Source organism: Sporomusa termitida (genome assembly GCF_007641255.1).
Lineage (GTDB): Bacteria > Bacillota > Negativicutes > Sporomusales > Sporomusaceae > Sporomusa > Sporomusa termitida.
Genome location: NZ_CP036259.1, coordinates 1,589,756 through 1,612,877 on the forward strand (window position 1 = coordinate 1,589,756; position 23,122 = coordinate 1,612,877).

The window sequence follows — 23,122 nt, forward strand, 5'->3', positions numbered from 1 at the left end:
GACAACGATGGAAAAACGTATTAGAGTATTGGTAGCAAAGCCTGGCCTGGATGGTCATGACCGCGGCGCCAAAGTCGTAGCCCGCGCTCTCCGCGATGCCGGCTTTGAAGTAATATATACCGGTCTTCGTCAGACGCCGGAGCAAATTGTGGAAGCAGCCCTGCAGGAAGACGTAAATGTGGTAGCCTTAAGTCTGTTATCCGGTGCCCATAATCATCTTTTCCCGCGCATTGTGGCCATGTGCAAAGAAAAAGGTATGAGTGATGTGCTGATTGTAGGCGGCGGCGTTATTCCTGACGCCGATATTGCCGGCCTGAAAGCTGCCGGTGTATCTGCGGTCTTTACCCCGGGAACACCGACCGGCAGTATTGTTGAGTTTATTAAAACCAACGTAAAATAAGTGCTTGTCATTGTGTAACTGGGCAGGTGATATAGAATGAATATTGTAGAAGATGTGCTGGCCGGGTCCAAACGGGCCCTGGCCCGCGCCATCACTGCTGTTGAAAATGAATATGATGAAGCAGCCGAGATTATGCAAAAGCTCTATCCTCATACCGGCAAAGCCCATGTGATCGGCATTACCGGCCCGCCTGGTGCCGGGAAAAGCACGCTAACCGATAAATTGGCCAAAGAATACCGTCTGCAGGGAAAAACGGTTGGAATCATTGCTGTTGATCCGACCAGTCCCTTTTCCGGCGGCGCTATTTTAGGTGACCGTATCCGGATGAATGAACTGACCCTTGATGAAGGGGTTTTCATCCGGAGCATGGGGACCAGAGGCAGTTTGGGCGGTTTATCGCGCAAAACGGCCGAAGCAGCGAAAATAATGGATGCTGCCGGCAAAGATGTTATCTTTATCGAAACCGTCGGGGTTGGTCAGTCTGAAGTCGATGTCATCAAAGCCACTGATACCACAATTGTTGTATTAGTGCCTGGTCTTGGTGACGATATTCAGGCAATCAAAGCCGGCATATTGGAAATAGCCGATATTTTTGCCATTAATAAAGCAGACCGCGATGGTGTGGAGCGATTAAATAACGAGATCGAAATGATGCTTGAGCTGAATCAGAATATGGTCGACTGGCGGCCGCCGGTACAACGGACAGTAGCCAGCAAAGGCGAAGGCATTGCCGAGCTCATAGGCGCAGTCAAAGACCATATTACCCATCTTCAGCAATCAGGACAGTTGGCGGTGCGGCGTACGGAGCGGACAAAAAATGAGCTGCTGGCATTACTGGATGAACAGATTGGCCGGCATGTTCTCCGGCAGATTACAACCGGCGGCAATTTCGATAAGCTGGTAACCTCAGTAGAAAAACGGGAACAGGATCCGTATACGGTTGTAGCTGAATTATTGCGGCAAATGTTACGATAAGGGGAAAATATACCATTAATATGGGAAAATATAGTACCAGATATTAAAATATGGTATCATATATATAGATTGGAATAATCAATCGAATCTAACAGGAGGTATTGGATATGTCTCAAGCTAGTGCCGGCGGTGTTAATGCCCGCAAATTTAAGGTTCTTAGAGTTGACCACATCGGTATTGCAGTCAAAGATATGGAACAAGCTAAGAAATTTTACACTGATGTGCTTGGTATGACCGCCATGGGCGAAGAAGTTGTCGAGCAGCAAAAAGTAAAAGTTTGCTTTATTCCCTGTGGCGACAGCGAAGTTGAACTCTTGGAGTCAACGTCTCCCGATGGCCCGGTGGCCAAATTCATCGAAAAAAACGGCGAAGGAATTCAACATGTTGCCTTGCGTGTTGACAACATTGAGGCAGCTCTGGCTGATCTCAAAGAACAGGGTGTCCGTCTGATTGATGAGTCGCCGCGTTATGGTGCCGGTGGTGCCAGCATTGCTTTTGTTCATCCCAAAGCAACCGGCGGCATCCTGCTCGAACTTTCGGAAAGAAAGTAGACATGCTCATAAACGCCCAGCTGCGTTGCACCTGCAAGAGGTAGGCCGCAGTTCCAAGCGCTGAAGCGCCAGGAACTGCGCACTTGCTTCTCAGCCGCTTTGCTTGCGTCCGCGTACGCGGCGCTTCAGCGTCTGCCTGTGCGCCTAGCAGCTGAGCATTTCTGAACAGTCTAATAGGGAACATTTAGTTTCCACAGTAATGGAGGTGTTTTTCTAATGGCTACAATCCAAGAAAAAATTGAAGATCTAAAAAAACGCCAGGAGAAAGTAAAGTTAGGCGGGGGCCAGAAGCGTATCGACAAGCAGCATGCGAGTGGTAAGCTCACGGCCCGTGAACGTGTGGAAAAACTGCTGGATCCTGGTACCTTTGTTGAACTTGATCAATTTGTCAGCCACCGCTGCACTAACTTTGGCATGGAGGCAGTCGAAGCTCCGGGCGAAGGTGTGGTAACAGGCTATGGCACAGTTGACGGCCGCTTAGTCTATGTATTTGCCCAGGATTTCACGGTAATTGGCGGCTCGCTGGGGGAAATGCATGCTGCTAAAATTGTAAAAGTACAGAAACTGGCACTGAAAATGGGAGCTCCCCTGGTAGGAATTAATGATTCGGGCGGTGCCCGTATTCAGGAAGCCGTTGATGCTCTGGCCGGTTATGGCAAGATTTTTTATGAAAACACCCTGGCTTCGGGTGTCATTCCCCAAATTTCGGTAATTATGGGGCCTTGCGCCGGCGGCGCGGTATATTCACCGGCGCTTACCGACTTTATTTACATGGTGAAAAATACCAGCCAGATGTTTATTACCGGCCCGCAGGTTATCAAATCGGTTACTGCCGAAGAAGTAACGGCCGAGCAATTAGGCGGCGCCATGACTCACAACGCCACCTCCGGTGTAGCTCATTTTGCCACCGAAAATGATGACGACTGCATGCAGCAGGTGCGTTATCTGTTAGGTTTCCTGCCCAGCAACAATATGGATGATGCCCCGATTGTTGATACCGGTGATGATGCTAACCGGATGGATGAAGGACTAAACACCCTTCTGCCGGATAATCCCAATCAGCCGTACAACATGAAAGATGTTATTAAATCCATTGTTGATAACGGCGAATTTTATGAAGTTCTTGCCCATTATGCACAGAATATTATCACTTGCTTTGCCCGTTTTGACGGACAGCCTGTGGGCATTATCGCCAATCAGCCTAATGTTATGGCCGGCTGCCTTGACATTAATGCATCTGACAAGTCTTCGCGCTTTATCCGCTTCTGCGATGCTTTTAATCTGCCGCTGGTTAATCTTGTTGACGTTCCCGGCTTCCTGCCCGGCACGGATCAGGAGTATGGCGGAATCATTCGCCATGGCGCTAAAATGCTGTATGCTTATTCAGAAGCTACTGTTCCTAAAATTACTGTTATTACCCGGAAAGCTTATGGTGGTTCCTATCTGGCTATGTGCTCGCAGGACTTGGGAGCCGATCAGGTAATGGCCTGGCCGAGCGCCGAGATTGCTGTTATGGGCCCGGCCGGTGCCGCCAATATCATCTTCCGCGGTGATGCTGAGGCTGAAGCGAAAACAGCAAAATATGTGGAAGATTTCGCCACCCCGTATAAAGCGGCAGAACGCGGTTTCGTTGATCAGGTCATTGAGCCGAAAGAAACCCGTCCCCGGATTATTACTGCGCTCAATATGCTGGCTTCCAAGCGTGAGCAGCGTCCGGCTAAAAAGCACGGTAATATTCCGCTCTAATTCTCTCGCTTACACTTCCGTACTGGCAAGAAAGGGGATAGTTAACGTGGGCTTTTTTGATTCGTTATTTGGCAAACCTGAGCCGCCTAAGGCTAAAAAGAAAAAGAAAAAATCCGTAGCAGCAGCAACGGAGTCGGACGTTGCGAACACAACGACCGTGGCCGCGCAGGGGATTAGCCCGGAGATTGTTGCCGCGATTACCGCCAGCATCTATGCCACGATGGGTACCGGCGACCTAGCCATTAAGATTACCCGCACCGGCAACCAGTGGGCAAACGCCGGCCGGCAAAAGATTATGGACAGCCGTCAGTTTGCTTAAGACATATAGAACACCATCAATGAATGGAGGTCTGTTAGAATGAAAAAATTTAATGTAACAGTTAATGGTAGTACTTATGAGGTGGAAGTAGAAGAAGTGGGTGGCGCTGTTTCAGCGCGGCCGGCCGCCGCTCCGGCCGCTGCCGCCCCGGCCGCTGCGCCGGCCGCCGCCCCGGCGCCTAAAGCCCCGGCCGCTGCACCGGCCCAGGTTGCTGCCGGCGACAGTCCGGTAGCTGCCCCGATGCCTGGGAAAATAGCGAAAGTAATTGCTAAACCCGGACAGCAAGTCAAGAAGGGGGATGTTATCCTGATTCTTGAAGCCATGAAAATGCAAAATGAGATTGGTTCACCGGCTGATGGTACTGTTAAGTCCATTAATGTAAATGCCGGCCAAAATGTAAAGCCAGGTGAGGTTATGGCTGTTATCGGCTAATTCAGCCGGGTAATTGTGTGCGGCTCAGCTTGTGCCGCACAATTACCCTCCCGTTGTACGTTAAACCAGGAACCTGTTTATTGTCGCTAATGTAATTTTTCACAAACAAAACTTAGGAGGTACAAAATACACATGGAAGCATTGATTCACCAGTATCCGTGGCTCGATGAGCTGCTCATGGGTTTCCTCGGCCTTTCCTGGAAACATGTGGTTATGTGGGGCGTAGGTGCCCTGCTCATCTATCTTGCAGTAAAACATGACTATGAACCGGCACTGCTGTTACCGATTGGCTTTGGTGCGATTTTGGCCAATATCCCGCATTCTTCGGCAGTCTCAACTCATCCCGGTGAGGAAGGCTTCCTGATTGTCCTTTATAATGCGGGCATTGCCAATGAACTTTTCCCCGTACTTATTTTTATCGCCATTGGCGCAATGTGCGACTTTACACCACTGATCCGTCGCCCCTCGGTGATGTTGTTTGCCGCTGCCGCTCAGTTTGGTATTTTTGCCACCGCAGTTGGTGCAACTTTGGTAGGCTTCTCTTTTGAGCATGCTGCCTCGATCGGCATCATTGGGGCTGCCGACGGTCCCACAACCATTTATGTGGCCAGCCGTTTTGCTAAAGACCTGTTAGGACCTCTGTCTGTTGCCGCCTATTGCTACATGTCTCTGGTGCCGGTTATCCAGCCGCCGGTTATCAGAGCGTTGACCACCGTTAACGAACGTAAAATCAAGATGGGTTTTGAAGGGGAAGAGCCTGTTTCCCAAACCACAAAATTCTTCTTCCCGATTATGATCGTTGTTATCGCCGGTATCGTTGCCCCCATCTCGGTCGCTCTGATCGGCAGCCTGATGTTTGGTAACCTGCTGAAAGAAAGCGGCGCTGTTGAAAACCTTTCCAACTGCGCACAGAACGAACTTGCCAATCTTGTTACCCTGGTACTTGGCATTACCATTGGCGGCACTATGTCTGCTGAACGCTTCCTGACTTACGATGTTCTCCTGATTATGGCCCTGGGTGCCGTCGCCTTCGTTTTTGATACTGCCGGCGGTGTACTCTTTGCCAAGCTTTTAAACACTTTCAACCCGACTAAGATTAATCCGATGATTGGCGCTTGCGGCATATCGGCTTTCCCGATGTCAGGCCGGGTAATCGCAAAAATGGCGTTGAAAGAAGATCCTACTAACTTCATTATCCAGCATGCTATCGGGGTAAACGTAGCCGGGCAGGTTGCATCTGTTGTGGCCGGCGGACTGGTACTTGCTCTGATTCCGGCACTGGCGAAATAAGGAGGTAAATATATGGAAACTGCAACTTCAAAAGCTTTAACGCTGATGGCAATTGCCCTGCCGACAATGTTTGCTGTTATCGGTGTTTTCATTTTCGCAACCAAGGCTCTGCATGCTGCTTTCCCGGCACCGGTGGAAGATGAGGACGAAGACGAAGAATAGAATCATAATATTATAAATACCAGCAAACAATGATTATCTGTACCAGAATTTGCTCACTACTTTTTGCTTGAAATAAACATAGTTTAGCTGGACTATCATATGCAGTAGGGAGAGATGTTTATGGAGATCAGTACCGCTGCGCTGGCGTCAGTTATTGCGCTGGCCATCGTAGTTCTCATTTCCTGCTTTAAGGAAATGAATGTTGGTATTCTGGGTATTGCTTCGGCATTACTTGTGGGTATCGTGTTCTCCGGCATGCCAGTCGCGGCTATCTTTAAAGGCTGGCCGGTCGGGCTGTTCATGATCTTAATTGGTGTTACGTTTATGTTTGCCTGCGCACAGGTAAATGGGACGATGGAAAAGTTTAGCGCCTATGCGGTGCGTTTAGCCAAAGGCAATACTGCCTTAATTCCGATTATCCTGTTTTTACTGATCACACTTGTTACGACAATTGGTCCTGGCAACATTGCCGCTACGGCGCTTATGGCCCCGGTAGCTATGGCAATTGCCGGCCGTATCGGCTTACCGGCATTTGCCATGACCCTGCTGGTAGTCGGCGCTGCCAACGGGGCAGCGTTCTCACCCTTTGCCCCAACCGGTATTATCTCCAATGGTATTATTGCCAAAATGGCTCCCGGTTTGGGAATCCCTGCCGACCAGCTTAACAGCCTGGCCTGGAAGGTGCATTTTAACTCAGAAATCGTGCAGGGCATAGTAAACTTCGGCGGTTTCTTCCTGCTCGGCGGTCTGGCCTGGATGCGCAAGCAACGCGGAGCTTCGGCCCTTAATATTGATGAAATTGCCCCTAAGCCTGAACCCTTTACCTCTCACCAAATAGCTACTTTGGCAGGTATTGCCGCCTTAGTGCTGTCAGTAATTGTGCTTAAATGGGATGTTGGCGCCGTCGCCTTCGGCATTGGCGCAATCTTTATGCTGTTCGGCATTGCCGATGATGCCAAAGCGGTCAAAGCTATGCCCTGGGGTGTAATCCTCATGGTCTGCGGTATGTCGGTGCTGATTGATGTTATGGATCAGGCCGGCGGTTTAAATGCTCTGGTCTCGATGATTGCGGTTGTCTCTAATCCGACAACTGTTAACGGGGTATTAGGTTTCATTACCGGCATTCTCTCAGCCTATTCGAGTTCTTCCGGGGTGGTAATGCCGATGTTTTTACCCATGGTTCCCGGTATCATTCAACAAATTGGCGGTGGCAATCCGATTGCGATTATTTCGTCAATTAACATTGGTTCGCATATTGTAGATACCTCACCCCTGTCCACTCTCGGCGCACTTTGTATTGCCTGTGCCGCTGAGCATGAAGACAAAGCCAAATTGTTCAGAAATTTAATGTTATGGGGCCTGTCTATGGCGGTAGTGGGTGCTTTGGTATGTTATGTAGCCTTTGGTATCCTGGGATTATAAAAATTAGAATAAACAAGACGGGGGAGGGGCTCCCCTCTCCCGTCTTTTTATTTTAATTAAACATTTGAAAAAATATCGATTTATGTCTGAATAAAAAGGAATATATCGTTTATTGTCGAATTTGCCCAAAAAGCAAGGATGCTTTTTTTTTGCTGAAAGTTTTCAGATAAGTGTGTATTTATCTAATTATGTGAAATAAAAAAATTTTTGCGGGGAGGGATTGAGGCAGCGTAAATGTGGAATAGTAATAATTGCAGTTCGGCAAGTAACCCATTCATAAATTCACAATGTGGGGAGGATTGTAAATGGATATCTCATTAGCGGCAATTATGTCCATAGTCGCTCTGGTGATTGTGGTAATTATCAGTTGCGTAAACGAAGACCTTAATGTAGGGTTTCTGAGTATTGGTTTCGCTATCATTGTTGGCGGGGTCTGGGGTGACACCACCGGTGCCAAAGTGCTTGGTTATTTTCCCACCAGCCTGTTTATGATTTTAGTCGGGGTAACTTTCTTATTCGGCATGGCCCAGACTAACGGTACGATGGAGAAATTAACCGCCTATTCTGTTCGCTTATGTAAAGGGAATACGGCAATCGTACCTTTGATTGTATTCCTGCTGACAACCTTTGTTACTACCATCGGACCTGGTAATATTGCCGGCACAGCCCTTATGGCGCCTGTGGCCATGGCAATTGCTACCCGGATTGGCATGCCTGCTTTTTTAATGACACTTTTGGTCGTTGGTGCAGCTAATGGTGCGGCTTTTTCGCCTTTTGCCCCTACCGGTATTATTTCTAACGGCATAATAGCAAAAATGGCTGCCGGACTTGGCATTCCTGCCGACCAGTTAAGTGGCTTGGCCTGGAAGATCCACTTTAACTCCGAAGTTGCCCAGGGTGTGGTAAATATTGGCGGGTTTTTCGTTCTGGGCGGATGGGCCTGGATTCAGAAGCAACGGGGAGCGGCTCTTGATATTAATGAACTGGCGCCTAAGCCTGAACCGTTTAATAAGCATCAATGGCTGACCCTTGGAGCTGTGGCTGTTCTTATTCTCTTGGTCATTCTGCCTGGCCTGCCGGCCACGAAAGGTTTATTTGCCCCGGCGGCTATGAATCTTTTGTCCAATGTCGGCACGATTGCTTTTATCCTGGCCGGCATATTGATGCTGACCGGTTCCGGTGACAGCAAAGCAGCGATTAAGGTTGTACCCTGGGGCGTAATCATGATGGTCTGCGGGGTCACTGTGCTGATCGAGGTTATGGATAAAGCCGGCGGCCTTAATGCCATGGTAAAGATGATCGGTGCAATCTCTAATCCGACCACTATTAATGGTGTACTTGGCTTTGTAACCGGTCTGCTTTCGGCCTATTCCAGTTCTTCCGGGGTGGTAATGCCGATGTTCCTGCCAATGGTGCCGGGGCTGATCAAGGAAGTTGGCGGCGGCAATCCCATTGCCCTGATTTCCTCAATTAACATTGGTGCCCACCTTGTTGATACTTCACCGCTGTCCACGCTTGGTGCACTATGCATTGCCTGCGCCGGTGAACATGAGGACAAGGCTAAACTGTTCCGCAATCTCCTGATGTGGGGCCTTTCCATGTCGGTTGTGGGCGGTATCGTCTGCTATATATTCTTTGGCATACTGGGTCTGTAATCAATAGCAATAATAGGCCGGGCTGACACCCGGCCTATTATTTTTTGATATTCGCTATTTTTCTTAGAGAATAACAGCTAATAAATATTACACATCCCGGCTGGACGAAATATATAATCAACTGACCGCAAGACAGGACAAAGTAGAAATCTGCATGCGGTTCACTAAAATTTTGGCTCAGATACAGGAATTTGAACGCTCTTAAGAGAATAAAACAACTTAGGAATGGTAAACTATTATTCTCTCCGGCTCAGATTTTTTAACAGGAGAATAGGAATTACAGGATTATGGAGGCTGCAGTTAATTGGAAAAAATAGTGGTAGAATCAGAGGCCCGCAAAAAGAATGTTATTGTTATGGTAATCGCCGTAGCGGCTTTTGCCGCTCTTGTTATTTTTACCCTCTACAAATGGTTTGCCCTTAATGTATTCCAGCCCTTGGAATTAATGGCCGGGGTATTGGTGTTATTCGTCCTTGTGGAGCGAATGTCGGCTAAATATACCTATGTAATGGATAAAAAGGTTTTTAGACTTATTAAACGCGGGTTGTTAGGAACTGTGACCCATGAAGTGCCCTATGGCAATATTTTTGGGGTTTACCGTTATAAACCTCAACTAATAGGTGTTCTTAAATTCCGACGCACCTATCGCTTTAATTCAGCGCTGGATGGGCGGGATGTATGGACTTTAGCCTATACAGTACCGGGGAAGAAAGGGAAATCGCAAAACCGGCGTTTTTACTTTAAGCCCGGTGATAAACTATTGGCTGCATTGCAGGCCAAACTACCGGAAAAAGTAATGGCGGAAGAACAAATTATCAGAGATGTGCTAAGCAAGGAGCAAGATTAGGATTTTGTCTATAACAGGCAATAGTGGCATTAAAAAAAATCTGTTTGTCTTATATAATAACCTTGAGTATCCTTTCCGAACATTACAAAATGTTGATCGGAAGGACTTTTTTTTAAAAACATGTAAATTTAATAGGATTTGTACATAATTTCACAAAAAAACTATAGTAATTTTTTAAAAAATCTGGTATTGTAATATTACAGTTAGAATTTTTTCAATTTACTAACATCAAATTTGCTTAATAACTATAAATGAGCAAAAATGTCCCCCTGAGCAGGAAAATTGAATATAGTAGTAGAAACATATATATCCTGACTGCACAGGCTAAAAAAACGTGGAGGTGAAAGCCTGATGGATAAGGAGCATGAAGGGGTAGTTCTCGAGACTGACGGTGGCGTGGCCCGCATAAAGGCAAGCCGCCATAACGATTGCGAAAGCTGTGGCTCGTGTCCCGGCAACAATGCGATAGTTCTTGCCGCGCGCAACCCGGTGGGCGCGAAACGCGGGCAGAGGGTGGTTTTTGAAATCCAGCAGACAAGCATGCTGAAATCGGCTGTTGTTGTTTATGCCGTTCCTCTTTTGGGCACCATTGCCGGCGCTGTCGTGGGCTGGTATTGTGGAACCGAGCTGATGGGGATTAACGACCCTTTCTGGTTGCAAATGGGCGGCGGGACTATTGCTTGCGTCCTGTCTCTTTTGTATGTTCGTTATTATGATCGCAAGGCCAGAACCAGGGCAGACATGCAGCCGGTAATCACCCGGATTTTGTAAGTAGTTTGGTTTGGCTGGCCAAAATATTAAATTGCGTTGAAAAATTTCTAAAAAAAAGGGAGTTGAATTTATGGCAAAAAGCTTTCGCGGCGGGGTTCATCCCGACGACCGCAAGCGATATACGGCGGCTAAATCGATAGAAGTGGCGCCGTTGCCGCAGAAACTCATCATTCCTACCAGGCAGCATCTGGGAGCGCCTTGCGCACCGATAGTCAAGGTGGGCGATTTGGTCAAGAAAGGACAGGTAATAGCTGAGGCACAAGCCTTTGTTGCCAGTCCGATTCATGCTTCAACATCAGGTAAGGTGGTGGAAGTTGCCGAATATCCTCATCCGGTTTTTGGCGCCTGTCAGGCAGTTGTCATTGAAAGTGACGGCAAGGATGAATGGGCACCCGGTCTGCCGCTTAGCCGCGACTGGCAGTCGCTTGATGTTAAAGAACTGAAAGAGATTGTCCGCCTTGCCGGTCTTGTCGGTATGGGGGGGGCAACTTTTCCGACACATGTAAAAATGTCTCCGCCTCCGGAAAAGCCTATTGACTCATTTATCCTAAACGGCGCAGAATGCGAACCGTACCTGACTGCCGACCACAGGGTAATGTTAGAGCAAACCGAGCGCATTATTACAGGCATGAAGATTGCAATGAAGATTCTTGGCGTAAGCAAAGGCTATGTCGGCATCGAAAAAAACAAGCCTGATGCCATTGAAATTATACGTAAAGCCTGTACCGGTTCTGCCATCGAAGTTGTACCGCTTAAAACAAAATATCCGCAAGGTGCGGAAAAGACCCTGATTAAGGTTATCCTTGACCGGGAAGTACCATCCGGCGGCCTGCCTATGGATGTAGGAACTGTTGTTCAAAACGTTGGCACGATGGTGGCTATGGCTGATGCTGTCGAGAAAGGTATCCCCTTGATCGAGCGTGTTGCTACCATTACCGGTGGCGCTATTGCCGAACCTAAAAATATTTTGCTGCGGGTAGGCGCAACTTTTGCCCAGGCAATTGAATTGTGTGGCGGCTTTAAAGAGCAGCCTGTCAAAGTGATTATGGGTGGACCCATGATGGGGATGGCCCAACGCACTGTCGAAGTACCTGTTATCAAAGGTACTTCCGGTATTTTAGCCCTGAGTGCAGCTGACGTAAATATGGGGGATGAACAGCCATGTATTCGCTGCGGCCGCTGTATAGAGGCCTGCCCGATGGGGCTGGTACCCAACATGCTCAGCATTCTTGGCGAACGCGGCCCGTTTGAGGTGGCCGTGAAAGAATATAACGTTTTGGACTGCGTGGAGTGCGGCTCATGCGTCTATGTATGTCCCGCCAAGCGCAATATTGTTCAGTATATCAAACTATGTAAAGCCCAAAACGCGGCCCAGGCTGCGGCGAAGAAATAGGAGGTGACGCAAGAGTATGAGCGCAGAAGTAAAACTTGACACCGGTATGTTTACGGTCTCGGCGTCGCCGCATATCAGATGCGACGAATCCATTTCCAAAATAATGTGGACCGTTAATACGGCTCTGGCGCCGGCGGCTTTATTCTCTATTTATCAGTTTGGAATCGGGGCTTTTAGTACTTTGGCCCTGTGTATAGCGGTATGTGTTTTGACCGAATATCTTATTCAAAAATGGCAGGAAAAACCTATTACCATAAATGACGGCAGCGCGTTTTTGACAGGCCTTTTGTTGGGCATGAACATACCGCCGGATGTGCCGTGGTATATGCCGATTTTTGGTTCTGTCGTTGCCATCGGCATTGCCAAACACACCATGGGCGGGCTTGGGTTTAATATTTTTAACCCCGCGCTAATCGGCAGAGCGTCGCTGGTTGCTTCCTGGCCGGTTTTGATGACAACCTGGCCGAAGATGGATATGCCCGGCAAGGTTGACGCGCTTACTACCGCCACTCCTTTGGGTATTTTAAAAATGGAAGGTTATGCCAAGCTGGTGGAGGTTTTCGGCGACCAAGCCACTATGTACAAGGCCATGTTTTTGGGCACACATGGCGGCAGTATGGGCGAAACTTCGGCGGTTCTCCTGATTTTGGGAGGATTTTACCTCATTTATCGGGGTTATGTAAATTGGCAAATTCCGGTTGTTATGATTTCTACCGTAGCGGTTTTGACTTGGATTTTTGGTGGCTTGTATAATGTTAGCGGCTCTACCGGCCTTCTCACAGGCGACCCGATTTTGAGCATACTTTCCGGCGGACTGATTTTGGGGGCGTTTTTCATGGCTACCGACATGGTTACTATCCCCATTACCGTCAAGGGGCAGATTATATTTGCCGCCGGAGCGGGAGCTCTTACTGTTTTGATTAGGCTTCAAGGCGGCTATCCTGAGGGTGTTTGTTACGCTATTTTGCTGATGAACTCGGTAACGCCGCTTATTGACCGCGCTATTAAACCCGTCAGGTTCGGAAAAACGGTGTAAGGAGGTGGGAGCATGTCACATGATTCTGGTAAAAACGACAGTCTTATAAAAATTGCCCTTAACTTGACGACGGCCTGTCTGATCTCAAGTATAATTCTTTCCGGAGTGTATTTTATTACCGCGCCTTACGCGGCTGCAAATGATACGATTAGAAAAGAAAAAGCTATGCAGGCGGTAATTGAAGCTGTGCCGAATAAGGAGTTTGCTTTAAATTTAAGCCCGGATGCTTGGGGTATAACCCCGATTGAAGACAAGAGCGGATGGTATAAAGCCGCAATGAAGGCTGACGGCAAGGTGATAGCTTATATTGTCCCGGCTGCGAGCAAAGGTTATTCCGGGGTGGTTTCGATGATTATCGCCGTTAACCCGGAAGGGAAACTATTAAATTTCAAGGTTGTATCCCAAACGGAAACTCCCGGCCTTGGCGACAAATTCTATGAGCAGAAATTTTATCAACAGTTTCCGGGGAAAAAACCTGAAGATTTGGTAGTTGTAAAAGAACCAACCGATAAAAATATTCAGGCGATGACCGGCGCGACTATCACTACAAGGGCAATTGCCAAAGGTATTAGAGAAGCGGCTGAGGAAGTTGTAGTATATATGAAAGAAACCCAGAACAAGTGAGGTGAATAAAATAATATGAGTAACGAAAATATGAGATTGTGGCCTGAATTTAGCAAAGGGCTTTTCGAAATGAATCCCATTTTCCGGCTGGCCTTGAGTTTGTGCCCGGCTTTGGCGGTAACTGCGACCGTGAATAACGCGTTTGCCATGGGCATTGTGGTAACTTTTGTTATTACCACGAATAATATTGTTATTTCTCTTTTGAAAAACTTTATCAATCCCAAAGTGCGCCTCCCTGTTTTTATCACTTCCATCTCCACAATTGTTACGGTAAGCGGGTTGGTACTGCAAGCTGTTTCTCCGGAGATTTATGAGGCGCTGGGCATTTATTTGCCGCTGGTGGTCGTTTTTGCTATTATTATGGCGCGTGCGGAAGTTTTTGCCACAAAAAACCGCGTTATCCCTTCGGCTGTGGACGGCTTAGGTATGGGCATCGGCTTTCTGGGTGCCATGGTTTTAATCAGTGCTATCCGTGAATTGTTTGGCGCCGGGACTTTGTTTAAGATTCCTATATTTCCCGAAGGCTTTTACAATCCGGCACTCATTATGATTTTGCCGCCTGGAGCTTTCATGCTTATTGGACTTTTGATCGGCCTTTTTGCCATCATTGGCCAATATCAAGAGAAAGCGGCGGCTAAAAAACTGCAAGCGGCAAGAATGCAAAAAATGGCGTTGCAAAAAGGAGTGAGTGCGAATGGGTGATTATTTCACTTTATTTATCGGAGCTGTTCTTATTAACAACTTCGTTCTAACTCGTTTCTTGGGCCTGTGCATATTTTTCGGTGTTTCCAAAAGCCTTGACGCCTCGCTTGGCATGGGGGTTGCGGTAACTGCGATTATGGTGGTAAGTTCGGTAATGACTTGGCTTGTATACACCTTTGCCCTTGTTCCATTTGGACTTAAGTTTTTGCAAACACCGGTTTTTGTCCTCCTTATCGCCTGTTCTGTGCAGCTCTTGGAGATGATTATCAAGAAACATTCGCCTGCTTTATATAATATGTGGGGTATTTACTTGATGCTGATTGCCGCAAACTGCATAGTATTCGGTTTGCCTGTAATCAATGCCGCAGAGGGTTATGGCTTTGTTATGAGTGTCGTAAACTCTTTTGGTTCCGGTGCGGGATTTGCCCTGGCTATCGTGCTTATGGCGAGCCTTAGGGAAAAATTACAGTATGCGAATGTGCCTAAGACGCTTGACGGCCTGGGGATTTCCTTTATTCTGGCTGGTATGCTGGCGTTGGCGTTTCTCGGCTTCTCCGGCATGATTTCGTAGAAAGGAGGTTTGGCTGAATAAATTATGAAAAAAACTATAAGGAAATGCGCAATGAAAAAAATAACAGCCGGCATTCTGCTTCTTATGCTGGCCGGATTTGATCAAGCTGTACATGCTGCAGTGGCAGTCGAGTCGTCGATTGACGCGAATGTCGGGGCTGATACCGTAATTGCAGCTATAGTTTTACTAGTCTCCATGGGACTGTTGTTCGGTATTATTATGGCCTATGCCAACAAGAAGTTTGCCGTTGAGGTTAATCCGCTTATTCATATTGTTGAGGACATACTCCCCAAAGGACAGTGCGGCGCGTGCGGCTATCCCGGCTGCATGGGCTATGCCGAGGCCGTGGTGACCAATCAGGATGTCCCGCCCAATCTCTGTACCCCTGGCAAGGACGTTGTCGCCAAACTGGTCGGCGAGCTGACAGGCAAGGCGGCGGCGCCCGTTGACCCCCGGATTGCCCAGGTCAGGTGCGCCGGTACGCATGCCAAGGCCGGTAAGGCCAATGAATACGCCGGTGTGAAGGACTGTGTGGCAGCCAACCTATTATTTGGCGGTCCCAAGAGCTGTAAATATGGCTGCTTAGGCCTGGGGACCTGTGTCAGGGCTTGTCCCTTTGGTGCGATGGCAATGAGTCCGGCCGGGTTGCCGGTTATTGATCCTGATAAATGCACCGGCTGCGCCAAATGTGAAACTGTATGTCCGAAGAAAGTAATCGGCATGATGCCAATTGGTGCTCATGTGCGTGTTAACTGTAATTCCCATGACAAAGGGGCTGTGGCCAAGAAAGCTTGTACTGCCGCCTGTATTGGCTGCACCCTGTGTCTGAAAGAATGTCCCCACGGGGCGATTAAAATGGATAACAACGTTGCTGTTGTTGATGCTAAAGTGTGCATGGAAAAATGCGACAATCCGGTCTGTTTGGCAAAATGCCCGACAAAAGCGATCAAACAGGCTGTGCTGGGGGTAGTTCCAGGCAGTGAGGAAAGTGTCGCATAAGTTAAAATAAGGATTATGTAAGCGAGGAGGGGCAACCCTCCTCGCTTGTTATTTTCACATTGGTCAAAACCTGGTATTGTTTGCATTAGGCAGTGTTTTAATGTAAAATAAAATAGAATATAGGCAGGGTGGCAAATTAATGTTGACAAAAGGTGATAAATGGCTGGTTATGGTGTTATTGAGCATTGCACTTGCCGGCGTTGGCTTACACATGTATTACATAGCGGCAAATGGGCAGGGGCAAACGGTAATTATCACTGTCAACGGCCAGACTGTGAAGACATTTCCTTTGCGTCAAGGTTATGTCGGTGAATTTCGCCTTGGCGATGATCACGGCTATAATATTATTGAATATAGCGGCGGTCGCGTACGGGTCCGGGAAGCAGACTGCCCTGATCAGATATGTGTTAATTCAGGCTGGATAAGCATGTCGCCACAACAGATTGTCTGTCTGCCCTACCGGGTTGTCGTCAAAGTAGTAGCAGGCGTTCCTGCTGATGTTGATGATATTGCGAGGTAGCATGAGTAAAACCAAACGGCTGGTACTGCTGGCGCTGTTAGTCGCTATGGCAGCAACTTTACATGTTATAGAAGGCTGGTTACCTGTACCCATGCCTGTACCTGGTGCTAAATTAGGCTTGGCAAATACAATCTCCCTGGTAGCACTTGTTATCTTTGGCTGGCAGGACGCTGTTTATATTGCCATAACCCGTGTTTTGCTTGGTTCCTTATTTGGCGGGGGGCTGTTTGGCCCGGCCTTTATCATGAGCATGGGCGGGGCGCTTATTAGTATTATCATAATGACTCATGTCCATAATAAGCGGGCCGGTATTTTTTCCCTGGTTGGTGTCAGTGTGGCCGGGGCAGTCGCTCATAATCTGGCTCAGGTGACGATGGCAGCGGTTATCGTGTATAGTCCCGGGCTTTTATGGTATGCCCCGTATTTAGTGCTGTTTGCTGTACCGACAGGTCTGTTTACCGGTCTGGCAGTCAATTATCTTTTCGCTAAAGCCCCGGCAAGCTATTGGTTTAACATTAAAAACAAGGATTTGCAAAATAAATAAGGTTTTGTTTATCAGCATGGAAATTAATATAAGGGATGAATTTCAGAATCCCCGGGAGGTGTTTAGGTTGAAGACCGGAACTAAGAGGAGCAGTTCTGCCGGCCGCGGTATGGGCATGATGGTATTATTTTTGCTTACGGGGGCAGTGGTTGGTGGTATTTTAGGCGAGCTTGCTGCCAGCATTACCTTGTTTGCTGATGTTGTTCCGTATCTTATAAAGCCATTTCCTGTGTTTGACCTACCGCCTGTGGCAATTAATCTGTACGTGATCAAAGTTGTTATCGGCTTTGCGTTATACCCGAATCTAATGAGTATATTAGGAATTATAGCGGCAATTATTCTATTCCGGCGTTTTTAGGGAGGGCTGAACAGGCATGGCGATAGTTCTGGCATCATCATCACCCAGGCGGCAACAGCTGTTAGCGTTAATTGGCCTGGATTTCGAGATTATCCTTAGCGATGTCGAAGAAGATAATACCAAAGATATGCCACCACATGAACTGACTATTGCCCATGCCCGTGAAAAAGCCTTGGATGCCGCCCCACGGGCGAACCCCGGTGATATCATTATTGGGGCTGACACTGTTGTCGTGCTGGGCGGTCAGGTATTTGGAAAACCGGCAGACGCTGCTGAGGCCGTACGGATGCTGACGGCTTTAGCCGGCAGAGAGCATGTTGTCATTTCCGGCGTGGCCGTAGTCAGGGGGCACCAGGTTTTCACCGGCTTCAATGCTACTACTGTCAGAATAAAGCCGTTATTGCCAGCGCAAATCGAACGTTATGTCAGCAGCGGTGAGCCGCTGGACAAGGCTGGGGCCTATGCCATCCAGGGGCGGGGGACGCTGCTGGTGGAAAGTATTAATGGCTGCTACAATAATGTAGTGGGGCTGCCGCTTGCTACCCTGGCTGATCTTTTGCGGCAAGCCGGAGTAGAACTGCTATGACAATGGACAAACCGCTGATGATGAAAGAACTGCCCGCAACCGAACGGCCGCGGGAAAAAATGCTTGATAAAGGAGCTGCGGCTCTGAGTAATGCTGAGTTGCTGGCCATCCTGCTGCGTACCGGCACCAAAAATTTGCCTGTTCTTCGTTTGGCTGAGCAGCTTTTAGTTAAATATGACCTGACTGGTCTTGGCTGCATCTCACCGCTGGAATTAAGCAAAACGGCAGGTATAGGCCTGGTTAAAGCCGTTACTGTAGTAGCCGGCATTGAACTTGGGCGTAGATTAAGTTATAAAGAGCCCGGTGAACGGCCGGTCATTAAAAGTCCTAAAGATGCTGCCGGTTTAATGATGGGAGAACTGCGGTATCAGACGAAAGAGCATTTTATGGCCTTGCTGTTATCGACCAAAAATCATGTTATTGCCCGGGCAATCATTTCGGTGGGCAGTTTAAATGCTTCTATTGTTCATCCGCGGGAGCTATTCCGGGAGGCTATTATCTATAGTGCGGCCGCTATTATCTTAGTCCACAATCATCCGAGTGGTGATCCGGCCCCTAGTCAGGAAGATATCACTTTGACTAAACAGCTTGTTGAAGCAGGCAATTTGCTTAATATTTCAGTACTTGACCACGTAATAATCGGCGATGGCAAGTATGTTAGTTTTAAAGAAAAGGGAATAATATAAACAGGTTGTAATGAAAGGGGCAAAATTGTATGTTTAATTTTTTCAGTTCACTGTCACGCGACATGGGGATAGATCTGGGTACTGCCAATACTTTGGTACATGTTAAAGGCAGGGGGATTGTTCTCCGTGAACCATCGGTAGTGGCAATCCAGCGTGACACGGGTGAAGTGCTGGCTGTTGGTGAAGAGGCCAAACAGATGATTGGCCGTACTCCTGGCAATATTGTGGCGATTAGACCGCTCAAAGACGGCGTTATTGCTGATTTTGACGTAACCCAGGCCATGCTCAAATACTTTATCAGAAAAGCAATGGATTCAAAGTCTTTTATCCGGCCCAGGGTAATTGTCGGGGTCCCTTCCGGTGTTACGGAGGTTGAAAAACGGGCAGTTATTGATGCCACTATCCAGGCCGGTGCCCGGGAGGCCTATTTAATCGAAGAGCCAATGGCAGCTGCTATTGGTGCCGGTTTGCCGGTGCATGAGCCAACAGGCAACATGGTTGTTGATATTGGCGGTGGTACAACAGAGGTGGCGGTAATTTCCCTCGGCGGCATCGTTACCAGCCGTTCGATCCGTGTTGGCGGCGATGAAATGGATGAGGCAATTGTTCAATATATAAAACGCACTTATAATCTAATGATTGGCGAACGTACTGCCGAAGAGGTAAAAATTAAGATTGGTTCGGCAATTCCGCCCCGAGCCGATGAGCAGATGGACGTGCGGGGACGTGATCTGGTAACCGGGCTGCCCAAGACCCTGACTATTAAAGCCGGCGAAGTGCAGTTAGCTCTGAGCGAACCGGTAGCGGGAATTGTTGAGGCCGTCAAAGTAACCCTGGAAAAAACTCCGCCCGAACTGGCTTCGGACATTATGGATCGTGGTATTGTTATGACTGGGGGCGGATCGTTGTTAAGAGGGCTTGATATCCTTCTTAATAAAGAAACCGGTATGCCGGTACATATCTCTGAGGATGCTTTATCCTGTGTGGCCGCAGGTACAGGCGGGGCCCTGGAGAGTATTGACTTATTAAAACGCGTTTTAATGACTCCCAAAAAGCTTGGATAAGGAATATAATATTTTTTTGATATATTAAGGTAAGAAAGGAGTCCGGAAAGTGCGATTTATTCACAAAAAGACGGTCATCCTTGTAGTGGCGGTACTTACCGTCTTTTTGCTGGCCGGTACTATAGCCAAGGGGAAATATCAATTTGCTGTTATGGAACAGGTTGTGATCACGCTGCTAACGCCGGTGGAATACGTCCTCATGAAAGTGGGCTATGGTGTCCGCCAAACCGGATCATTTACCGGTCAGCTTATGACCGTTTACAGGGATAACCAGACGCTTAAGGCTGAAATTGAAAACCTGCGCCAAAACAGCATTAATATTACTGAAATTCAGGCTGAGAATACGCGGCTGCGGGCAATGCTTGATTATAAGAACCGGGCACCGCAATTTGATTTTGTTACTGCCCAGGTTATTGCTCGAGACCCGGGTACCTGGACCAGCATAATTATGATTAACCGTGGCGCTGCTGACGGTATTGCCAAAGATATGCCGGTGGTAACTGCTCAGGGGCTGGTGGGCAGCGTTATTAGTGTCTACAGCAATGCTGCCAAGGTGCAGCTCATTTTAGACCCGCGCAGTGCGGTGGGGTGCCTGGTACAGCGCCCCGAGTCGCGGGTAGCCGGGATTGTGGAAGGCAAGAGTGCTAGTCCGTTGTCGCCGCATATGATTAATATTGCCCGGGACGCGGATATTATTAAGAGCGATAAAGTAATTACTTCCGGTTTTGGCGGCATTTATCCCAAAGGGGTATTAGTGGGAGAAGTAGTGGATATTATTAATGATGAAGGCGGATTGTTAAAATATGCTGTCTTGAAGCCGGCGGTTGATTTTGATAGACTAGAAGAGGTATTAGTCATTGTACGCTCACGCGAACCGGCACCTGGGCCGCAACCGGTAACAGCGCCGGCTATACCCGGGAGCCAGACCTCTGGCCAGCCGGGGCCGGCGAAAGGGACAGCGCAATGAAGACAACACTGGCCTGGGCTGTATTATTGATTGGCACGGTCGCCGTTCAGGCTGTCTTGCTGCCACTTATCTTTACTCAAGGTGTTAAACCGGACATCATTTTAATTATCACTATGTCTGCCGGTTTGCTGGCCGGACGGGAGCGTGCTGTCGGTGTGGCATTTTTTGCCGGCTTGATGCAGGATTTTGCTTCCGGTAATGTTTTTGGTCTCAACACGCTAGCCAAGATGGCCACAGGCTATACTGCCGGTTTAGCTGAACGCAAGGTGTTTAAAGAAAGTATTTTATTGCCTGTATTAGCAGTTATTATAGCTACTCTCTTTAACAGCGCATTTATGCAAGCGCTGCTTTTTATACTGGGATATAAGGTTGAACCTGCCGCTGTTTTCATGAATCAGGTCCTGCCGTCCATCGGTTATAATATCTTGTTTTGTATTCCTGTTCACAGATTAATTTACCGGATGACTTTCGGCAACCGCAGCCAGTTTTAATTAGCTGCATACCAGCCATTAAAGACTACAGATGCCCATTCCCATAGGGGGTACTCCAAGCGAGCGCGGTCAGAATCTTATTGGTTTACAGGTCATTTTTGAGAAAGAGGTCGTTATGCTTACTAAGCGAGTAAATGGCAGGATTGAAATTCTGGGTTTTGTCATGATTTTTATATTTATTGCCTTAGTGGGCCGCCTGGGCTATCTGCAAATGGCACAGGGACAGTATTATGAGCGGCTGGCCGACGGCAATCGAATCAGGCTCATTCCTATCATGGCCCCACGCGGCGTTTTTTATGACCGGAACGGAGTTATGTTAGTATCCAACCGTCCGGGGTTTACAGTCTCCTTACTGTCGATTAGTGGTCCTGTGCCTGATGCGGTCCTGGATAAATTAGCCGGGATTCTGAACATGAACGTCCGCGAAATTAAAGCCAAAGTAGCGCAGCAATCCGGTTCCTTTGAACCTGTTCGTATTAAGACCGATCTCGGCCCGGATATTGTTACCAAGATTGAGGAGCGCAGGGCGGAATTGCCAGGTGTGGTTATTGAAATTCAGCCGCTCCGAAATTATGTTTATAATGAGCTCGCCGCCCATATTTTTGGTTATGTCAGCGAGATTAATGAAACAGAGCTGGAAAATCGTAAAGCTGATGGCTATAAAGCCGGCGACATTGTTGGTAAATTTGGTCTGGAAAGGGTTTATGACAAAGAAATTCGCGGTACAGACGGCGGCAATCAGGTCGAGGTTGATGTTAGCGGCCGGCCGGTACAGGTTCTTGGCAAAAAAGATCCGCTGCCCGGGCATAATCTGGTGTTGACAATTGATTACCGGGTGCAAAAAGCAGCAGAAACAGCGATTGATGAGCAGCTTATGCATCTGCAGACGAAAACTGAGTTTAACAAAGCCCAAGCGGCGGCAGCGGTAGTGATAAATCCTAAGAACGGCGAAATTTTGGCGATGGTTAGCCGGCCTAGTTTTAATCCTAATCTGTTTAATGGCGGTATCTCCGAGAAAGACTGGAAGCTGCTCAACGACAACCCCTACCACCCGATGGATAATAAAGCAATCTCAGGCGAATATCCACCAGGATCTACCTTTAAAATAATTACCGGTACGGCGGCGCTGGAACTGGGGAAGGTAACACCGCAGGAGAAAATCCTGGATACCGGTAGACACTGGCTTATCCCCAAGGGGAATGCTATGGGCGAAGCTCTGGGGTGGATTAATTTCCGGGAAGCATTGTCTAAGTCTGATAACGTCTATTTTTATGAAATGGGCAACCGGCTGGGAATTGACAACCTGGAGAAGTATGCCCGTATGTTTGGGCTGGGAGCGGTTACAGGCATCAACCTCCCCGGCGAGTCGGAGGGCTTGGTAGCTAACCAACGCTATAAGCAAAAAGTATATGGTGAAGACTGGTATTTATCTGAGACTTTTGATGCTGCGATTGGTCAGGGGTTTCAATTGACAACACCGCTGCAAATGGCTGTGGTTATCGGCGAGATTGCCAATGGCGGCCATCGTTACCGGCCTAACCTGGTGAGTAAGATTACCAGTACCAGCGGTGAGACCCTTACAACCTTTGGCCCGGAAGAGGTTGGGCAAGTGACTATTTCCGACAATACACTAACTCTTATTCGAGAATCACTGCGGGAGGTTGCCCAGGAAGGCGGTACAGCTGCGGCTTATTTTGGTGATTTCCCTATTGCCATAGCCGGTAAGACAGGAACGTCGGAGAATTCGCATGGCCATGATCACGGCTGGTTTGTCGCTTATGGACCCTATGAGGATCCGCGCGTGGCTGTGGCTGTTATTGTTGAGCAGGGTGGATTCGGTTCCTCATCGGCTGCGCCGATCGCGAAAAAGATTATGGAAGCCGCTTTTAATATTAACCAGACGGTCTCTGAAGCAGCAAAAATCCACCGGCCCCAGACTGCGTTATAATGTGCTTTTGTTTGTGTTGCGTCAGGCCGAACTCCCGGCAATATAACAGGATCAGGCATTGCA

General features: G+C 48.1%; 27 protein-coding genes. All 27 read left to right on the forward strand.

Annotated features, from left to right (window positions below):
• The first annotated feature begins 7 nt into the window (after window positions 1–7).
• The 27 genes from SPTER_RS06975 to mrdA all read left to right on the forward strand — a co-directional run bounded on the left by SPTER_RS06975 (window position 8) and on the right by mrdA (window position 23,059).
• Window positions 8–400, forward strand: a complete 393-nt coding sequence (locus tag SPTER_RS06975) for a cobalamin B12-binding domain-containing protein (RefSeq protein WP_144349664.1) — start codon at window positions 8–10, stop codon at window positions 398–400.
• 36 nt (window positions 401–436) lie between these two features.
• The gene (gene meaB, locus SPTER_RS06980; protein WP_144349665.1) at window positions 437–1,375 is read left to right on the forward strand and encodes a methylmalonyl Co-A mutase-associated GTPase MeaB; all 939 of its coding nucleotides are present in this window, start codon (window positions 437–439) and stop codon (window positions 1,373–1,375) included.
• A gap of 107 nt (window positions 1,376–1,482) precedes the next feature.
• Entirely contained in the window at window positions 1,483–1,926 is a 444-nt protein-coding gene (gene mce, locus SPTER_RS06985) for a methylmalonyl-CoA epimerase (RefSeq protein ID WP_144349666.1), read from the forward strand.
• Window positions 1,927–2,142: 216 nt separating this feature from the next.
• Complete coding sequence (gene mmdA / locus SPTER_RS06990; RefSeq protein ID WP_144349667.1) at window positions 2,143–3,672, forward strand: methylmalonyl-CoA decarboxylase subunit alpha; 1,530 nt, start codon at window positions 2,143–2,145, stop codon at window positions 3,670–3,672.
• Window positions 3,673–3,718: 46 nt separating this feature from the next.
• The gene (locus tag SPTER_RS06995) at window positions 3,719–3,991 is read left to right on the forward strand and encodes a hypothetical protein (protein ID WP_144349668.1); all 273 of its coding nucleotides are present in this window, start codon (window positions 3,719–3,721) and stop codon (window positions 3,989–3,991) included.
• Between the two features lie 39 nt (window positions 3,992–4,030).
• Window positions 4,031–4,423, forward strand: a complete 393-nt coding sequence (locus SPTER_RS07000) for a biotin/lipoyl-containing protein (protein WP_144349669.1) — start codon at window positions 4,031–4,033, stop codon at window positions 4,421–4,423.
• 132 nt (window positions 4,424–4,555) lie between these two features.
• Window positions 4,556–5,713 (forward strand): sodium ion-translocating decarboxylase subunit beta, encoded by a 1,158-nt coding sequence (locus SPTER_RS07005; protein ID WP_144349670.1) that lies wholly within the window; start codon window positions 4,556–4,558, stop codon window positions 5,711–5,713.
• Window positions 5,714–5,725: 12 nt separating this feature from the next.
• On the forward strand, window positions 5,726–5,875 hold the full coding sequence (locus SPTER_RS24625) for a hypothetical protein (protein ID WP_170233187.1): 150 nt from the start codon (window positions 5,726–5,728) through the stop codon (window positions 5,873–5,875).
• Window positions 5,876–5,995: 120 nt separating this feature from the next.
• Complete coding sequence (locus tag SPTER_RS07010) at window positions 5,996–7,297, forward strand: SLC13 family permease (protein WP_144349671.1); 1,302 nt, start codon at window positions 5,996–5,998, stop codon at window positions 7,295–7,297.
• A gap of 305 nt (window positions 7,298–7,602) precedes the next feature.
• Window positions 7,603–8,952, forward strand: coding sequence for an SLC13 family permease (locus tag SPTER_RS07015; RefSeq protein ID WP_144349672.1), 1,350 nt, complete (start codon window positions 7,603–7,605; stop codon window positions 8,950–8,952).
• Window positions 8,953–9,256: 304 nt separating this feature from the next.
• Window positions 9,257–9,799: a hypothetical protein gene (locus tag SPTER_RS07020; RefSeq protein ID WP_144349673.1), complete on the forward strand. Its 543-nt coding sequence runs from the start codon at window positions 9,257–9,259 to the stop codon at window positions 9,797–9,799.
• Window positions 9,800–10,150: 351 nt separating this feature from the next.
• Complete coding sequence (locus tag SPTER_RS07025) at window positions 10,151–10,570, forward strand: SoxR reducing system RseC family protein (RefSeq protein WP_144349674.1); 420 nt, start codon at window positions 10,151–10,153, stop codon at window positions 10,568–10,570.
• Window positions 10,571–10,640: 70 nt separating this feature from the next.
• A complete protein-coding gene (gene rsxC / locus SPTER_RS07030; RefSeq protein WP_144349675.1) occupies window positions 10,641–11,963 on the forward strand; it encodes an electron transport complex subunit RsxC in 1,323 nt (440 codons plus the stop codon).
• Between the two features lie 16 nt (window positions 11,964–11,979).
• Entirely contained in the window at window positions 11,980–12,999 is a 1,020-nt protein-coding gene (locus SPTER_RS07035) for an RnfABCDGE type electron transport complex subunit D (protein ID WP_144349676.1), read from the forward strand.
• Between the two features lie 12 nt (window positions 13,000–13,011).
• A complete protein-coding gene (locus tag SPTER_RS07040) occupies window positions 13,012–13,623 on the forward strand; it encodes an RnfABCDGE type electron transport complex subunit G (protein WP_144349677.1) in 612 nt (203 codons plus the stop codon).
• 15 nt (window positions 13,624–13,638) lie between these two features.
• Entirely contained in the window at window positions 13,639–14,325 is a 687-nt protein-coding gene (gene rsxE, locus SPTER_RS07045) for an electron transport complex subunit RsxE (RefSeq protein ID WP_246105515.1), read from the forward strand.
• Window positions 14,318–14,896 carry an electron transport complex protein RnfA gene (locus tag SPTER_RS07050; protein ID WP_144349678.1) on the forward strand — a complete coding sequence of 193 codons (579 nt, stop codon included), beginning with the start codon at window positions 14,318–14,320 and terminating at the stop codon, window positions 14,894–14,896. Before rsxE ends, SPTER_RS07050 begins: the two co-directional genes overlap by 8 nt.
• Window positions 14,897–14,947: 51 nt before the next feature.
• Window positions 14,948–15,895 carry an RnfABCDGE type electron transport complex subunit B gene (gene rnfB / locus SPTER_RS07055; RefSeq protein WP_246105516.1) on the forward strand — a complete coding sequence of 316 codons (948 nt, stop codon included), beginning with the start codon at window positions 14,948–14,950 and terminating at the stop codon, window positions 15,893–15,895.
• A 139-nt stretch (window positions 15,896–16,034) separates the two neighbouring features.
• A complete protein-coding gene (locus SPTER_RS07060) occupies window positions 16,035–16,415 on the forward strand; it encodes a NusG domain II-containing protein (RefSeq protein ID WP_144349679.1) in 381 nt (126 codons plus the stop codon).
• A 1-nt stretch (window position 16,416) separates the two neighbouring features.
• Entirely contained in the window at window positions 16,417–16,959 is a 543-nt protein-coding gene (locus SPTER_RS07065) for a Gx transporter family protein (protein WP_144349680.1), read from the forward strand.
• A 67-nt stretch (window positions 16,960–17,026) separates the two neighbouring features.
• Window positions 17,027–17,317 carry a DUF4321 domain-containing protein gene (locus tag SPTER_RS07070; RefSeq protein ID WP_246105517.1) on the forward strand — a complete coding sequence of 97 codons (291 nt, stop codon included), beginning with the start codon at window positions 17,027–17,029 and terminating at the stop codon, window positions 17,315–17,317.
• A 16-nt stretch (window positions 17,318–17,333) separates the two neighbouring features.
• Window positions 17,334–17,903 (forward strand): Maf family protein, encoded by a 570-nt coding sequence (locus tag SPTER_RS07075; protein ID WP_144349681.1) that lies wholly within the window; start codon window positions 17,334–17,336, stop codon window positions 17,901–17,903.
• Window positions 17,900–18,589: a RadC family protein gene (gene radC / locus SPTER_RS07080; protein ID WP_144349682.1), complete on the forward strand. Its 690-nt coding sequence runs from the start codon at window positions 17,900–17,902 to the stop codon at window positions 18,587–18,589. Before SPTER_RS07075 ends, radC begins: the two co-directional genes overlap by 4 nt.
• A gap of 29 nt (window positions 18,590–18,618) precedes the next feature.
• Window positions 18,619–19,653 (forward strand): rod shape-determining protein, encoded by a 1,035-nt coding sequence (locus SPTER_RS07085; RefSeq protein ID WP_144349683.1) that lies wholly within the window; start codon window positions 18,619–18,621, stop codon window positions 19,651–19,653.
• A 49-nt stretch (window positions 19,654–19,702) separates the two neighbouring features.
• Window positions 19,703–20,620, forward strand: coding sequence for a rod shape-determining protein MreC (gene mreC / locus SPTER_RS07090; protein WP_144349684.1), 918 nt, complete (start codon window positions 19,703–19,705; stop codon window positions 20,618–20,620).
• Window positions 20,617–21,111, forward strand: a complete 495-nt coding sequence (gene mreD, locus SPTER_RS07095; RefSeq protein ID WP_144349685.1) for a rod shape-determining protein MreD — start codon at window positions 20,617–20,619, stop codon at window positions 21,109–21,111. The genes mreC and mreD overlap by 4 nt, the downstream gene beginning before the upstream one ends.
• A gap of 115 nt (window positions 21,112–21,226) precedes the next feature.
• Window positions 21,227–23,059 (forward strand): penicillin-binding protein 2, encoded by a 1,833-nt coding sequence (mrdA, locus tag SPTER_RS07100; RefSeq protein WP_144349686.1) that lies wholly within the window; start codon window positions 21,227–21,229, stop codon window positions 23,057–23,059.
• Window positions 23,060–23,122 lie beyond the last annotated feature (63 nt).